The organism is Pseudomonas akapageensis (genome assembly GCF_011355085.1).
Lineage (GTDB): Bacteria > Pseudomonadota > Gammaproteobacteria > Pseudomonadales > Pseudomonadaceae > Aquipseudomonas > Aquipseudomonas akapageensis.
On the sequence record NZ_VXCP01000001.1, the window covers coordinates 20,877 to 34,357 of the forward strand.

Below are 13,481 nucleotides of genomic sequence, written 5' to 3' on the forward strand. Positions count from 1 at the left end.
TACCGACTACATGGACCTGACTCCACGGGAAAAAGACAAACTGCTGATCTTCACCGCTGGCCTGGTAGCCGAACGGCGCCTGGCCCGAGGGCTCAGGCTGAATTACCCGGAAGCCATGGCGTTCATCTCCGCCGCCCTGCTCGAAGGCGCGCGCGATGGCCAGACCGTGGCCGAGCTGATGCACTACGGCACCACCCTGCTCAGCCGCGAACAGGTCATGGAAGGCATTCCGGAAATGATTCCCGAGATCCAGGTGGAAGCGACCTTCCCCGACGGCACCAAGCTTGTGACCGTCCATCAACCCATCGCCTGAGGCCACGCATGACTTTTCAAGTACGCGATGCCGTGCAAGCCGACTTGCCCGCCATTCTCGATATCTACAACGACGCAGTGCTCAACACCACGGCGATCTGGAACGAACAACCGGTCGACCTGGGCAACCGCCAGGCCTGGTACGACGCCCGCCAGGCACAGCAGTACCCGATCCTGATAGCCGTCGATGGAGCCGGTAACATCCTCGGCTATGCTTCATTCGGTGATTGGCGGCCTTTCGAGGGCTTTCGGCACACCGTCGAGCATTCGGTGTACATCCGCGCCGATCAACGCGGCCATGGCCTCGGTCCACTGCTGATGCAGGCGTTGATCGAACGCGCCAGAGCCTGCAACAAACACGTGATGGTCGCCGCCATCGAAAGTGGCAATGCAGCGTCCATCCGACTACACGAGCGACTCGGTTTCACGATCAACGGGCAGATGCCGCAGGTCGGCACCAAGTTCGGGCGCTGGCTGGACCTGACCTTCATGCAACTGATCCTGAACCCCGGTGCGCAACCAGCTGCGATTTCTACGGAGTAAGTGTCAATGAATGCTGCCCAACTGCGTCGTGTCACTGTCGAGAGTTTCCCCCACTATCGCGAGGGGCTGGTCGAGTTGTTGCACGATGCCGTGCGACAAGGCGCCTCGATCGGCTTCATGGCCGACTTGGATGCGCAGCAGGCCAACAGTTACTTCGATGAGGTCAAGGCAAGCCTGGCCAATGGCAGCCTGGTGCTGCTGGCCGTGGTCAATGTCAGCGATGAACAGGTCGTGGCCAGCGTGCAGCTGTCGCTGTGCCAGAAGCCCAATGGCCTGAACCGTGCCGAAGTGCAGAAGCTGCTGGTGCGCGCGGACGTCCAGCGGCGTGGCATGGGTCAGCAACTGATGCATGCCGTGGAAGTCACCGCTCGCCAGTACAAGCGCGGGTTGTTGTACCTGGACACCGAAGCAGGCTCGCCGGCCGAGGACTTCTACCGCGCCATGGGCTACACCCGTGCCGGACAGATTCCCGACTACGCCTGCGGCCCCGATGGCCAGTACCGCCCTACTGCTCTCTATTACAAGACCCTGCAAGGACCGACTGCATGATCCCTGGTCAATACCAGATCCAGCCCGGCGAGATCGAGCTCAATGCCGGCCGCCGCACCTTGAGCCTGACCGTCGCCAACAGTGGCGACAGGCCGATCCAGGTCGGTTCGCACTATCACTTTTTCGAATCCAATGACGCGCTGAAGTTCGACCGGGCGGCCAGTCGGGGGATGCGGTTGAATATTCCGGCCGGGACTGCGGTGCGGTTTGAGCCGGGGCAGAGTCGGGAGGTGGAGTTGGTGGAGTTGGCGGGGTTGCGGCGGGTGTTCGGGTTTGCCGGGCGGGTGATGGGGAATCTGGATAGTCAATGACGCCGCGGACCCTGTAGCCGCTGCCGCAGGCTGCGCTGGGCGGCGAAGCAGCCCCTGCATTTCAACGTGAATGAAGGTCCTCCGGCCCTTAGCGCAGCCTGCGGCAGCGGCTACAGGTGCTCGACTCAAATTTGTAAGGAAGCAGCATGAAAATCTCCAGACAAGCCTACGCCGACATGTTCGGCCCCACTGTCGGCGACCGTGTGCGCCTGGCCGACACCGATCTGTGGGTCGAAGTCGAAAAAGACTTCACCACTTACGGCGAAGAAGTAAAGTTCGGTGGCGGCAAGGTCATCCGCGATGGCATGGGCCAAGGCCAGTTGCTGGCCTGCGATGTGGTCGACACCCTGATCACCAACGCCCTGATCATCGACCACTGGGGCATCGTCAAGGCCGATGTCGGCCTCAAGGACGGCCGCATTGCCGCCATCGGCAAGGCTGGCAACCCCGACATCCAACCGGACGTGACCATCGCCATCGGCGCCAGCACCGAAGTCATCGCCGGTGAAGGCATGATCCTGACCGCCGGCGGCATCGACACCCATATTCACTTCATCTGCCCACAGCAGATCGAAGAAGCCCTGATGAGTGGCGTGACCACCATGATCGGCGGCGGCACGGGCCCGGCCACCGGCACCAACGCCACCACCTGCACCTCAGGGCCCTGGCACATGGCGCGCATGCTCCAGGCCGCGGACGACTTTGCGATGAACATCGGCTTTACCGGCAAGGGTAACGCCAGCCTGCCGGAACCCTTGATCGAGCAGGTCAAGGCCGGCGCCATCGGCCTGAAGCTGCACGAAGACTGGGGCACCACCCCGGCGGCCATCGACAATTGCCTGAGCGTCGCCGACCAATACGATGTGCAGGTGGCGATCCACACCGACACCCTGAACGAATCCGGCTTCGTCGAAACCACCCTGGCCGCGTTCAAGGGCCGCACCATCCATACCTACCACACCGAAGGCGCGGGCGGCGGCCACGCCCCGGACATCATCAAGGCGTGCGGCTTGCCCAACGTGCTGCCCAGCTCGACCAACCCGACCCGGCCCTTCACCCGCAACACCATCGACGAGCACCTGGACATGCTGATGGTCTGCCATCACCTGGACCCGAGCATCGCCGAGGACGTGGCCTTCGCCGAGAGCCGCATCCGCCGCGAAACCATTGCCGCTGAAGACATCCTGCACGACCTGGGCGCTTTCTCGATGATCAGCTCCGACAGCCAGGCCATGGGCCGTGTCGGCGAGGTCATCCTGCGAACCTGGCAGACCGCCGACAAGATGAAGAAACAGCGCGGCCCATTGGCCGAAGACGGCCCTGGCAATGACAACTTCCGCGCCAAGCGTTATATCGCCAAGTACACCATCAACCCGGCGATCACTCACGGCATCAGCCATGAAGTGGGTTCAGTCGAAGTCGGGAAATGGGCTGACCTGGTGCTGTGGCGCCCGGCGTTCTTCGGGGTCAAGCCGACGCTGATCCTCAAGGGTGGGGCGATTGCCGCCAGCCTGATGGGCGACGCCAACGCGTCCATCCCGACACCGCAACCGGTCCACTACCGGCCGATGTTCGCAAGCTACGGAGGCTCACGCCATGCCACCAGCCTGACCTTCATCAGCCAGGCGGCACAAGACGCCGGGGTGCCCGAGGCATTGGGTTTGAAGAAGAAAATCGGCGTGGTCAAGGGCTGCCGTTCGGTGCAGAAAACCGACCTTATCCACAACGGCTTCCTACCGGAGATCGATGTCGACCCGCAAACCTACCAGGTCAAGGCTGATGGCGTGCTGCTGTGGTGTGAGCCAGCGGACGAGTTGCCGATGGCCCAGCGGTACTTTCTTTTTTAACGGCAGTCGATTGCGATGCGCTCTATAAGGGTAGGTTGGCTTACAACTAACACCTTCCTGCCCTTATCTTGTTAATACAGGCTGAAACAGCTCTTCCAGCTTCTGCTTATACCAACTTTCCTTGAGAATTACACCACTTCCATCAACATCATCACTGAAAAATCCCACCACCTCAGTCACTTTATCCCCAGCTTTGAAATAAACCAAAATCGGCGCCGATTCAATTTTGTACTTTCCTGCCGTCACCGGGTTCGCCGCATAGCCCATCCTGACAAACTTTACCCGAGCTTCAGTTTTCGCCCACGCATCGACGTACTCGCTAGCCTTGCCACTCCAATTCAGCGTTCCATCCGCCTTGGTCCCTGGTTTCGTAAATTCTACAACTACGGGTGTAACACTATTCAGAACTTCGTCATTAAAATTCTCATCATTCACAACAAGAACAGTCATAACCTGGCTCCTCGTTAACGAGTGGCACTGCAGAGTCAGTACCTTCGCCAAGACAAATTAATAGCTCCCGAGAAACACGCCTAGCTATCAGATCTGATAGCTAGGCAGCTCGATTTTTTTCCGAACGCAAAATAAAAAACACTAGTTTTCAACAAACCGCGCCAAACGTTGCCTCAGCCTCTGGTTTTCCAATCGCAAATGCTGGACTTCATCGAGCAGCTCCAGGGCCAGGGCCACCCCTTCCCATTCCATGTGCAGGTCATCGCGCAGCTTGGCGGCGCGCTTGGCCAGCACCGAGGCGCTGTCATCGAACAGCCACTCGTCCGGCGTTCGCCCCTGAGGTTCAACGATTCCATGTTCGACGATTTCGATCACATAGGTGGGCGGAAGGTCGACCACCTGACAGAATTCTTTCATGTCCAATTGAACGATCAGGGTGCTGGGCATGGTCAGCTACTCCATTGGCTTCGAGGATTGAACGCGGCCTTCTCCGACAAGGTTTTCCAGAGTGCTTGAGTGGCTTCGTCGGAGTGGCTGGGCATCACGACTTTCAATTGTGCGAACAGATCGCCGCGCTGGCCCTGCTTGTCGAGCAGGCCATTGCCCTTGACCCGCAGGCGTTGACCGCTCTGGCTGTCCGGACGGATGGTCAGGTTGATCTTGCCGGTCAGGGTCGGCACCGCGACCTTGGTGCCCAACGCCGCTTCCCACGGCGCCAGCGGCACAGTGATGATCAGGTTATGACCTTCGACATCGAACAGCGGGTGCGGTGCGAAGCGAATGATCAGGTACAGGTCGCCATTGGCCCCGCCACCTACGCCCGGAGCGCCCTGGCCCTTGAGGCGGATACGTTCGCCGTCGGTCACCCCGGCCGGAATCTTCACGTTCAGGGTCTTGGTGGTGTCGCCCGTACGGTGGCCCGCACCGTTGTACTGGGGCACCTGGAAGCTGATTTTCTTCGACTCGTTGGCCAGGGTTTCTTCAAGGAAAATCGCCAGTTCCATTTCCACATCCTGTCCGCGCCGACCGGCGCTGCGTTGCTGGCCGCGGCCAAAGGGGTTGCCGTTGCCACGACCGGCCGAGCCAAAGATGGAACTGAAGAAGTCCGAAAAGTCGCCCCCGCCATCCTGGCCAAAGCCACCGCCGGCCCGCCCTTCCCAGCCCGGCGGGCCCTGGAACGGACGACCGTGCTGGCCGTACTTGCGCAACTCGTCGTATTCGGCGCGTTTTTCCGGGCTGCTCAGCGCTTCGTAGGCCTCGTTGGCCTCCTTGAACTTGTTCTCGGCGTCCTTCTCTTTGCTGACGTCGGGGTGATACTTGCGGGCAAGCTTGCGATAGGCGGTCTTGATCGCCTTTTCGTCCGCCGTGGGCTCCACGCCGAGTATCTTGTAATAGTCTTTGAAATCCATCTAAGGAATCACTCACTGTGTAAAACGGGAAACATGTGCTGAAGATTGGGGTCAAGCATAGCCTTTCAAGGCGAATAAACAGATAGTCGGCCTTCGATTCTGTCGACGACTGGCATACACTGCGCGGCCGTTTTTTTCCGGAAGTGCAACAACATGAAAAACGCATCCCCAGCCCGTGCCTGCGGTATCGACTTCGGCACGTCCAATTCCACCGTCGGCTGGCATCGCCCGGGCGTGGAATCGCTGATCGAGCTGGAGGACGGCAAGATCACGCTGCCCTCGGTGGTGTTTTTCAATATCGAGGAACGTCGCCCGGTCTACGGTCGCCTGGCCCTGCACGAGTACCTGGAAGGCTATGAAGGCCGCCTGATGCGCTCGCTCAAGAGCCTGCTCGGTTCCAAGCTGATCAAGCACGACACCAGCGTGCTGGGCACCGCCCTGCCGTTCAAGGACCTGCTGGGCATGTTTATCGGCGAGCTGAAAAAGCGTGCCGAGGCCAATGCTGGCCGCGCCTTCGATGAAGTGGTGCTGGGCCGTCCGGTGCATTTTGTCGATGACGACCAGGCTGCCGACCAGGAAGCTGAGGACACGCTGGCGGAAGTTGCGAAAAAGATCGGTTTCAAGGAGGTTTCCTTCCAGTACGAGCCGATTGCCGCGGCCTTCGACTACGAGTCGACCATCGAACGTGAAGAGTTGGTGCTGATCGTCGACATCGGCGGTGGTACATCGGACTTCTCGCTGGTGCGCCTGTCGCCCGAACGCCGCGCCGTGGACGATCGTCACGCGGACATTCTCGCCACCGGCGGCGTGCATATCGGCGGTACCGATTTCGACAAGCAGCTCAGTCTGCAAGGCGTGATGCCGCTGTTCGGCTACGGCAGCCGGATGAAGAGCGGGGCATTCATGCCCACCAGCCACCACATCAACCTGGCCACCTGGCACACCATCAACTCCGTGTACTCGCAAAAATCCAAACTGGCGTTGGGCAGCATGCGTTATGACATCGAGGACACCGATGGCATCGACCGGCTGTTCAAGCTGATCGAGCAGCGCGCCGGGCACTGGCTGGCCATGGAAGTGGAAGAAACCAAGATCCAGCTGACCCACGCCGACAGCCGCCTGGTGCCGCTGGACCGCATCGAGCCGGGCCTGAGTGTGGAATTGACCCGCGCCTTGTTCGAGGGATCGATCGACAACCAGCTCGAGCGCGTGCGCGGCAGCGTCAATCAATTGCTCGCCGATGCCGACGTGCGGGTGAGCCAGGTCGACACGGTGTTCTTTACCGGGGGTTCGAGCGGTATTCCGGCGCTGCGTCAGAGCGTTTCAGCCATGCTGCCCAATGCGCGGCATGTGGAAGGGAATATTTTCGGCAGCATTGGTAGTGGGTTGGCGATCGAGGCGCGCAAGCGGTACGGCTAAATCGCAAATGTTGGCGCGGCCTGTGTAGCCGCTGCCGCAGGCTGCGCTCGCCCCCCGCGAGGGGGCGCAAGATTTCTGATCGTATGAAGCCCCTTCGGGCCTTAGCGCAGCCTGCGGCAGCGGCTACAGAAACCGCGTCGACCTACACCAACCCCGCCGCCCGCAACTCACTCTTCAAATACGCATAATAAATCGGCCCTGCCACCACCCCAGGCAGGCCGAATGCCGCCTCGCAGACCAGCATTGCCAACAGCAACTCCCACGACTTGGCACTGATCTGCCCGCCTACGATCCGCGCGTTGAGGAAGTATTCGACCTTGTGGATCACGATCAGGTAGCCCAAGGCTGCAAGGGCCACCCAGATCGACATGGACAACCCGACGATAGTAATCAAGGTGTTGGACATCAGGTTGCCGATCACCGGCAACAGACCCAGCAGGAACGTCAGCATGATCAGGGTCTTCATCAGCGGGAGCTTGATGCCGAACAGCGGCAGCACCACCGCCAGGAAAATCCCGGTGAAAAAGGTGTTGAGCAGGGAAATCTTGATCTGCGCGAAAACAATATTGCGAAAGGCCTTAACCAGCAGCGACAGCCGCTCGAACAATGCCGCCGCCAGGGGTTTGCGCTGGGTCAGGTCGGGTACCTGTTGCAAGGCGATGATCGCCCCCAGAATCATGCCGATCAGCAGGGTGACGAACATATGCGCTGCGCCCTTGCCCACCAACTGCAGCTCACCGAGGTGCGACTTCAGCCATTCGCCGATGGCCACCCGGAACTCTGCGGCACTGGCTGGCAAATAGGCATCGATGAAGGGCGGCAGCTGGGCGCGTGCCTTGTCCACCAGCACCATGAACTTGTCCAGGGACGCGCCGGGATTCTCCGCTTCATGCAACAGAAAGCTGATGGCGCTCGCAAAAATCAGCGCCAGCGTGCTGACCACCAACGTCCCCAGCAAGGCGACCGCCAGCCAGCGTGCGCGGCGCCCGGCAATCAGGTGCTGCAACTTGGGCGTGAGCATGTTCACCAGTTCGAACACCAGCAAACCCGCCAAAAGACTTGGCAGCAACTTGAGCGGCAAAACCAGTAACAACCCAAACGCAACAATGATCCAACTGGCCAACGTCACATGGCGCGCAGTAAAGGTGGGCATACAGCCTCAAAGACAAACGGCATGAAAGGACCGGCAGTCTGCCAGCGTTCCGAGGGTACGGCCAGAGGCTTTGGCCTCTGCCTGCCCGGGGGAACGGTTTTGCTGCCGACGACTCATTTCTTCTTCAGGCAATTGCTCATGAATGCCTGGCGTTCGTCACCCTTGAGCGCCTTTTCACCGGCAACCTTGTTGCACATGGTCATCTTTTCCTGCTGAGTCATGGGGGCCGCCGGAGTGGCCTTGAGGCAAGTGCTCATGAAGGCCGTGCGCTCGTCGCCCTTGAGGGTCTTGGCTGAGGCTTCCTTGTTACAGCTGCTCATTTTTTCCTGTTGCGCGGTCGCCGCGAATCCTTGCGAACAGACCAGCAGACCCAAAACCAGCAACGGTGCACGCAGTAATTTCATGGAGTCTTCTCCTTGTTCGCTGCGCCGATCCGCGCAGCCTCGAAAAGAGTGTAGACAAATATTTCCGCGCCTCGGGATCCACCGCCCCTCTGACCACGCGACAGTTTTATATACCCGCATGGGCTACCCGCGGATAATAGCGCCTCAATATCTCCTGAGTTGTGCACATGCAATATGCGTTTCCGTTATTGGCCATCCTGATCTGGGCGGGCAATACCGTTATCAACAAAATGGCCGTGGGTGCGATCTTCCCGGCCGAGATCGGCTTCTATCGCTGGCTTTTGGCTGGACTGCTGTTCACTCCCTTTATGCTCAAGCCGGTGCTGGCCAACTGGGCAGCGATCAAACCCAATCTGGGCAAGGTCTTTATCCTCGGCGTGTTGGGCATGGCGGTCTACCAGAGCCTGGCGTACTTCGCGGCCACGGTCACTTCCGCCACCAACATGGGCATTATCCTGTCGCTGATGCCGCTCATGGCGCTTGCCCTGGCGATCATCGCCCTCGGCCAGCGCCTTACCGCCGGGGCGCTGTGCGGCGCCGTGGTATCGCTTGCCGGGGTGCTGGTGGTGGTCTCCGGTGGCAACCTGGGCGTGCTGCTCGAACATGGACTGAACCAAGGCGATGCGATGATGCTGATCGCCACTTTCGCCTATGCGGTATACAGCACCCTCCTGAAGAAATGGCAGCTGCGCTTGCCACCGTTTCAACTGCTTTACCTGCAAGTACTGGTCGCGATCATCGTGTTGTTCCCCTTGTACCTGTCGTCGCCAAAAACCGGCCTGCAGTTGAACAACATCGGCCTGGTGCTCTACGCCTGCCTGCTAGCCTCGATGCTCGCCCCGCTGGCCTGGATGCAGGCCGTCAGCCGCCTTGGCCCCAGTCGCACGACGTTGTTCTTCAACCTGCTGCCCGTGGTGACAGCCATGATTGCGGCACTGGTACTGGGCGAGGAACTGAAACCCTTTCACCTGTACGGCGGTGCATTGACCCTGGCCGGTGTAGTGCTGGCCGAGCGCTGGAAACTGCAATTGGGCAAGGCACGCAAACCCCACATCCAGAACGCGCTATAACCCGGCGGCCTTCAGACGCGCCGCATGCTCGGTGAACAGCCGCACAGGGTCCGCGCCCTCACCCACCAGGCCAAGGGATTGATTGACGATATCCATGTGATCGAGTGGATAGTCATCACCAATCACATGGCCCAGGTGTGAGCTGATCCGCCCGACCATGCCGTCGCACTCTTTTTCTCGAACAAAGCCACGGGCGTACATGCGGCAGAAGAAATGGCTGCCATCGAAGCGGTTCCCGCCACTATCACTGCGCTTGTCCTGGACGATGCCGGACCAGGAGTAATAGCGCACGCCATCGACTACCTCGGCGCCCTGTCCGCCCCAGCTCGTCGGCACGCCCTGTGGGTATTGGCGATTGAACAGTGCCGCTCCCTCGAAGGTGAGGGACTGGTGCGCGGCATGTACGTCGATCGGCAGCAATGGCCCCCGCTGTCCGGTTTCCAGCAGCCACATGGCCATTGCGAGCAACTGCAGAAACAGGGCCAACAGGCGCCCGCGCGCAGAGTCGGCCGGATAGCGTAAGGCATGGTAATCGGCCAGCTCCGAGCCGCGATTGGGGCCGGCCACCGAAGTCACCGAAGCAACCCATTCCGGGCGCTTGGCCGCTGCATAACGAGCCGTTTGCGCCCCTTGGCTATGGCCGATCAGGTTGACCTTGTCGGCCCCCGTTTCCCGGCGGATCCGCTCAACGATCTGCAGCAGTTGCTCACCCCGGACTTCACTGGAGTTGACTGGCGAGATCTGCACCGCGAACACCCGGGCGCCGCCACGCCGCAGTGCCTCGGGAATGCCGAACCAATAGGGATAGACCAGCAGGCGGACGAAACCGAGCATTCCCGGGACCAACACCAGCGGATACCGCGTCGAAAGCGCTTGCGCCATGTCCTGCCTTCCCTGATCCAAGGTCATTGAACACTAGTGGCCTGCTAGGCTGCACACAAGCGTGCATGGGCAATCGAACTCCTGTGCCCGCCTGAGGTTCAAACCATTATCGGGCCGCGAGGGTCCATTCGAGGGAGCGATACCATGTCCAAGCAGACCCTGGCTGCGCTTTGCGTGCTGACATTGCTAGCAGGTTGCAGCACCAAGCCACAGAACCCTGTCGACTTTTACACCTTCCGCGACGAGCCGTTGGTCAAGCAAGTCGAGGACGGCATGACCATGCAGCGCGTCATCGCGATCGGCGGGACTCCATCGGCGATGGTCGATACACCCAAGGGGGGGACCTGCAATAACTACATCCTCAATCGAGAGGGGCATCAGCAGGCCTATTACATTGAATTCGATGTCAGTGGCCACGTGGTCAGCAAAGGCTTCATGACCTGTGCACAACACCAGCAGAACGAGAAGTCCTGATTAGGGTGTTGTCTGTCAGGGCCTCATCGCGGGCAAGCCCGCTCCCACAGAAGAGTCCGCTCACCACAGCCCTCTGTGGGAGCGGGCTTGCCCGCGATGAGGCCCTGAAAGTCACCCTGCTTTAGGCACCGTCCCCATCTTCATCTGCTCCAGCAGCGGCTTGCAACGGTTCGGCTCGTTGCCCCCACTGGGCGCCACCAACGCCAGCAATCCAGCCGCCGGCGCCACCACGGCGCCCAGCGCCACCAGGCCGGCACCGCGCAACATCAGCGGCACTGTCTGCACCCCAGCATTGGGCTTCTTGAACGGACCACGCACATACAGCGGTGAACGCAATGACAACAACCGGATCCCCTTGGACTCTGGATTGATCTTCAGATCGAACTGTTCGCTGGCAAAATTGGCGGTGCCGTCGATGTAAATAATCGCGTTCTCGGTATCGAAGACGAACAGCCGCGTAGTGGCCAGGCCGCTCTTGAACCCGAAGTCGGCAGCCGCGCAATTGATCTTTACGTCCTTGTCGCCAAACAGCTTGCCGACCACGTAGTTGCCGACGTTCAGCCCGGCAATCTCCATCAGCCCGCGGCTGACGGCACCATCGTTGATCAGCATTTTCAGATCGCCGTTGGCGCTGCCCATCAGGGCCGCGACTGAGTTGCCGCGACCATTGAGATCAGCATCGCCGTTAAGCTCGCCAAAGCTGGTTTTCATCGGCTCGAAGGACGGGAACAGCTGCTTGAGCTTGAAGCCGCGGGCGGCCAGTTTTGCCTGCCCCTGGAGCGGCGTGGCCCGGCCATCGAGGCGGATCTGCGCCTCGAGTTTGCCACCGGCGATGCCAAAGCGCAGCGGCTCCAGCCTGAGTTGACCATCATCGAGCACAAGATGCGTGTACAGGTCGGTGAATGGCAGATCCTTGCTCTGGACGATCCGTTTACCGGTGAACTCCACATCGGCATCCATGGTGCGCCACCGCTCGGTGCGAAATTCTTCGACAGGCAGGACCTTGTCCGCCGGTTGCTTGCTGTCGCCGCCACGGGCCTTTTGTTTGGCATTGGAGTCGGCACCGATCAGAGGCGCCAGGTCGGCAAACAGCAGCTGGCTGGAAACCAGCGCCCCGGTAAGTTTCGGTCGTGGCTGACTGGCGACATAGGTCAGGTTTCCATGGATATCGCTATCGCCGATCTTGCCGTTGAAATCTTCGTAGTGAAACCTGGCACCCTCCGGTTCGTGAAGCGTTGCGGTCAGATGGCCATCAGTGGCGTAGGCGGGTGTGTCGGGCAGAGTCACGCCAGTGAGCGGGTAGAGGTTGCCAAGGCTTGTGCCGGCAAGACGCAGACGCAAATCCAGGGCGCCGAGGTTGCGGGGGTCGATGAGGATCCCGGCAACGGCGATGGTCGTACTGCCAATGCGCATGTCGGCTTGCAGCGGAAACGGCAGCGAGGCGTCCTGCAGTGCCAATAGCCCGCCGATCTTGCCCGTGCCGGATAACGGCTGGTCCTTGTAGCGCCCGGTTACCTTGAGGGCAAAGACATAGTCCTGCGGCGCATTGCTCCTTTCGGCGGCCTTTTTCGCCGCCCCCGCGCCGACGATGTCGCTGAAGGGTATCGGCTTGCCCAAGGGGTCGATCAGCACATCCAGGCGCGTCTTGAGCGTCTGGTCATCCAGCGTGACGTGGCCTTTGTCGAAGCCGATGGCACCGATGTCCAGCACCCAACTCGAAGGCTCGGCCTTTTCATCCTTGGGCGCCAGGTCGATCGTCCAGTTGGCGCGGCCATCGGCCATGCGCTGCAGACCGGCACTGGGCTCGGTCAGGTCGACTCGGGGAATCACCACCTGTCGCAGCAACAGCGGCAAGGGCGCCAGACGAAACTCGACGCGCTTGAGCGTTGCCATTTGCTTGTCCTTCGACCAGTCCGGGTTGCCCAGCGACAGGTCTTCGGCAACGAAGTGCGGCCACGGCAGCCAGGCACGCCAGCCGCCCTGATCAGGCTCACGGCGCCACAACACGGCAAGGTTGCCGTTTATGGCAAAGGGCCGGTGCAGCGCTTCGGAAACCTTGGCATTGAGCGTTGGCTTGATCCGGTTCCAATCGAACGTGACAATGATGAAGGCCAATACTGCCGACAGCAGCAGGAAGCTGGCGAAGATCGAGGTGAGTGTTTTTGAGGTGCGCGTCATGCACGATTCTCCAGGACCCGTTTGCCGGCAAAAAAAGGTGGCAGCGGCAAAAAAGCAGCTATTCCACTATGACCGATGAACGGCTGGCAGGTTTGATTGGATTGGAAAATCCGCAAAGAAAAATCTTTCGCCACGCAGGAACAGGAGTGCGAAAGACGGCTGCAAGTGGCGTAATAGAGCCATCGCGCGCGAACATCATTTCCGTCGATTGTTACCATTACCCTTATGAACTTCTTTATTTGACCTCCGAGAGTAGCATTGGCTTCGTACCCACTTTGTCGCACCTTACAGGAGCAACCCATCATGAAACGCCAACTGCTGCTTAGCCTGACCCTATCTTTATTGGCTGCCAACGCTTTCGCCATCCCCGCTGCCGAGCAGAACGTGTCTGCAGAAGCCAAGTCCAGCGCAACCGTCTCGCAACCTTTGGGCAGCCTGGCCCAGGATGGTTCCGACCGCACCCTGCAACGTGATCGCATC

General features: G+C 60.2%; 15 protein-coding genes. 8 read left to right on the plus strand and 7 right to left on the minus strand.

Going from position 1 to position 13,481, the window contains the following annotated elements; genetic code table 11:
- The first annotated feature begins 10 nt into the window (after positions 1-10).
- The 5 genes from F2S13_RS00115 (at position 11) to ureC (ending at position 3,562) form a co-directional block, all read left to right on the plus strand.
- Positions 11-313: an urease subunit gamma gene (locus F2S13_RS00115; protein ID WP_166357768.1), complete on the plus strand. Its 303-nt coding sequence runs from the start codon at positions 11-13 to the stop codon at positions 311-313.
- A gap of 8 nt (positions 314-321) precedes the next feature.
- Positions 322-855, plus strand: a complete 534-nt coding sequence (locus tag F2S13_RS00120) for a GNAT family N-acetyltransferase (protein ID WP_166357770.1) — start codon at positions 322-324, stop codon at positions 853-855.
- A 6-nt stretch (positions 856-861) separates the two neighbouring features.
- Positions 862-1,404 (plus strand): GNAT family N-acetyltransferase, encoded by a 543-nt coding sequence (locus F2S13_RS00125; RefSeq protein WP_166357772.1) that lies wholly within the window; start codon positions 862-864, stop codon positions 1,402-1,404.
- Entirely contained in the window at positions 1,401-1,715 is a 315-nt protein-coding gene (locus F2S13_RS00130; protein ID WP_166357782.1) for an urease subunit beta, read from the plus strand. The genes F2S13_RS00125 and F2S13_RS00130 overlap by 4 nt, the downstream gene beginning before the upstream one ends.
- A gap of 146 nt (positions 1,716-1,861) precedes the next feature.
- Positions 1,862-3,562 (plus strand): urease subunit alpha, encoded by a 1,701-nt coding sequence (ureC, locus tag F2S13_RS00135; RefSeq protein ID WP_166357784.1) that lies wholly within the window; start codon positions 1,862-1,864, stop codon positions 3,560-3,562.
- Positions 3,563-3,625: 63 nt separating this feature from the next.
- Here the strand turns inward: ureC and F2S13_RS00140 are convergent, their stop codons facing one another.
- The 3 genes from F2S13_RS00140 to cbpA all read right to left on the minus strand — a co-directional run bounded on the left by F2S13_RS00140 (position 3,626) and on the right by cbpA (position 5,421).
- Positions 3,626-4,012 (minus strand): thioredoxin domain-containing protein, encoded by a 387-nt coding sequence (locus F2S13_RS00140; RefSeq protein WP_166357786.1) that lies wholly within the window; start codon positions 4,010-4,012, stop codon positions 3,626-3,628.
- Positions 4,013-4,153: 141 nt separating this feature from the next.
- A complete protein-coding gene (locus F2S13_RS00145; RefSeq protein WP_166357788.1) occupies positions 4,154-4,459 on the minus strand; it encodes a chaperone modulator CbpM in 306 nt (101 codons plus the stop codon).
- Positions 4,460-4,461: 2 nt separating this feature from the next.
- Complete coding sequence (gene cbpA / locus F2S13_RS00150) at positions 4,462-5,421, minus strand: curved DNA-binding protein (protein ID WP_166357790.1); 960 nt, start codon at positions 5,419-5,421, stop codon at positions 4,462-4,464.
- Positions 5,422-5,574: 153 nt separating this feature from the next.
- Between cbpA and F2S13_RS00155 the strand changes: the two genes are divergently transcribed.
- Positions 5,575-6,840 carry an Hsp70 family protein gene (locus F2S13_RS00155; protein WP_166357792.1) on the plus strand — a complete coding sequence of 422 codons (1,266 nt, stop codon included), beginning with the start codon at positions 5,575-5,577 and terminating at the stop codon, positions 6,838-6,840.
- A 142-nt stretch (positions 6,841-6,982) separates the two neighbouring features.
- Here the strand turns inward: F2S13_RS00155 and F2S13_RS00160 are convergent, their stop codons facing one another.
- Positions 6,983-7,993 (minus strand): AI-2E family transporter, encoded by a 1,011-nt coding sequence (locus tag F2S13_RS00160; RefSeq protein WP_166357794.1) that lies wholly within the window; start codon positions 7,991-7,993, stop codon positions 6,983-6,985.
- A 113-nt stretch (positions 7,994-8,106) separates the two neighbouring features.
- Positions 8,107-8,397 (minus strand): PsiF family protein, encoded by a 291-nt coding sequence (locus tag F2S13_RS00165; RefSeq protein ID WP_166357796.1) that lies wholly within the window; start codon positions 8,395-8,397, stop codon positions 8,107-8,109.
- 167 nt (positions 8,398-8,564) lie between these two features.
- Here F2S13_RS00165 and F2S13_RS00170 point away from each other — a divergent pair, with 167 nt between their 5' ends.
- The gene (locus F2S13_RS00170; protein ID WP_166357798.1) at positions 8,565-9,467 is read left to right on the plus strand and encodes a DMT family transporter; all 903 of its coding nucleotides are present in this window, start codon (positions 8,565-8,567) and stop codon (positions 9,465-9,467) included.
- On the opposite strand, the gene F2S13_RS00175 is transcribed toward F2S13_RS00170, so the two are convergent.
- Positions 9,462-10,349 (minus strand): esterase/lipase family protein, encoded by an 888-nt coding sequence (locus F2S13_RS00175; RefSeq protein ID WP_166357800.1) that lies wholly within the window; start codon positions 10,347-10,349, stop codon positions 9,462-9,464. The genes F2S13_RS00170 and F2S13_RS00175 overlap by 6 nt on opposite strands.
- A 144-nt stretch (positions 10,350-10,493) precedes the next feature.
- Here F2S13_RS00175 and osmE point away from each other — a divergent pair, with 144 nt between their 5' ends.
- Entirely contained in the window at positions 10,494-10,823 is a 330-nt protein-coding gene (osmE, locus tag F2S13_RS00180; RefSeq protein WP_166357802.1) for an osmotically-inducible lipoprotein OsmE, read from the plus strand.
- A gap of 111 nt (positions 10,824-10,934) precedes the next feature.
- Here the strand turns inward: osmE and F2S13_RS00185 are convergent, their stop codons facing one another.
- Positions 10,935-13,001, minus strand: coding sequence for an AsmA family protein (locus tag F2S13_RS00185; RefSeq protein WP_166357804.1), 2,067 nt, complete (start codon positions 12,999-13,001; stop codon positions 10,935-10,937).
- Positions 13,002-13,481: the final 480 nt, after the last annotated feature.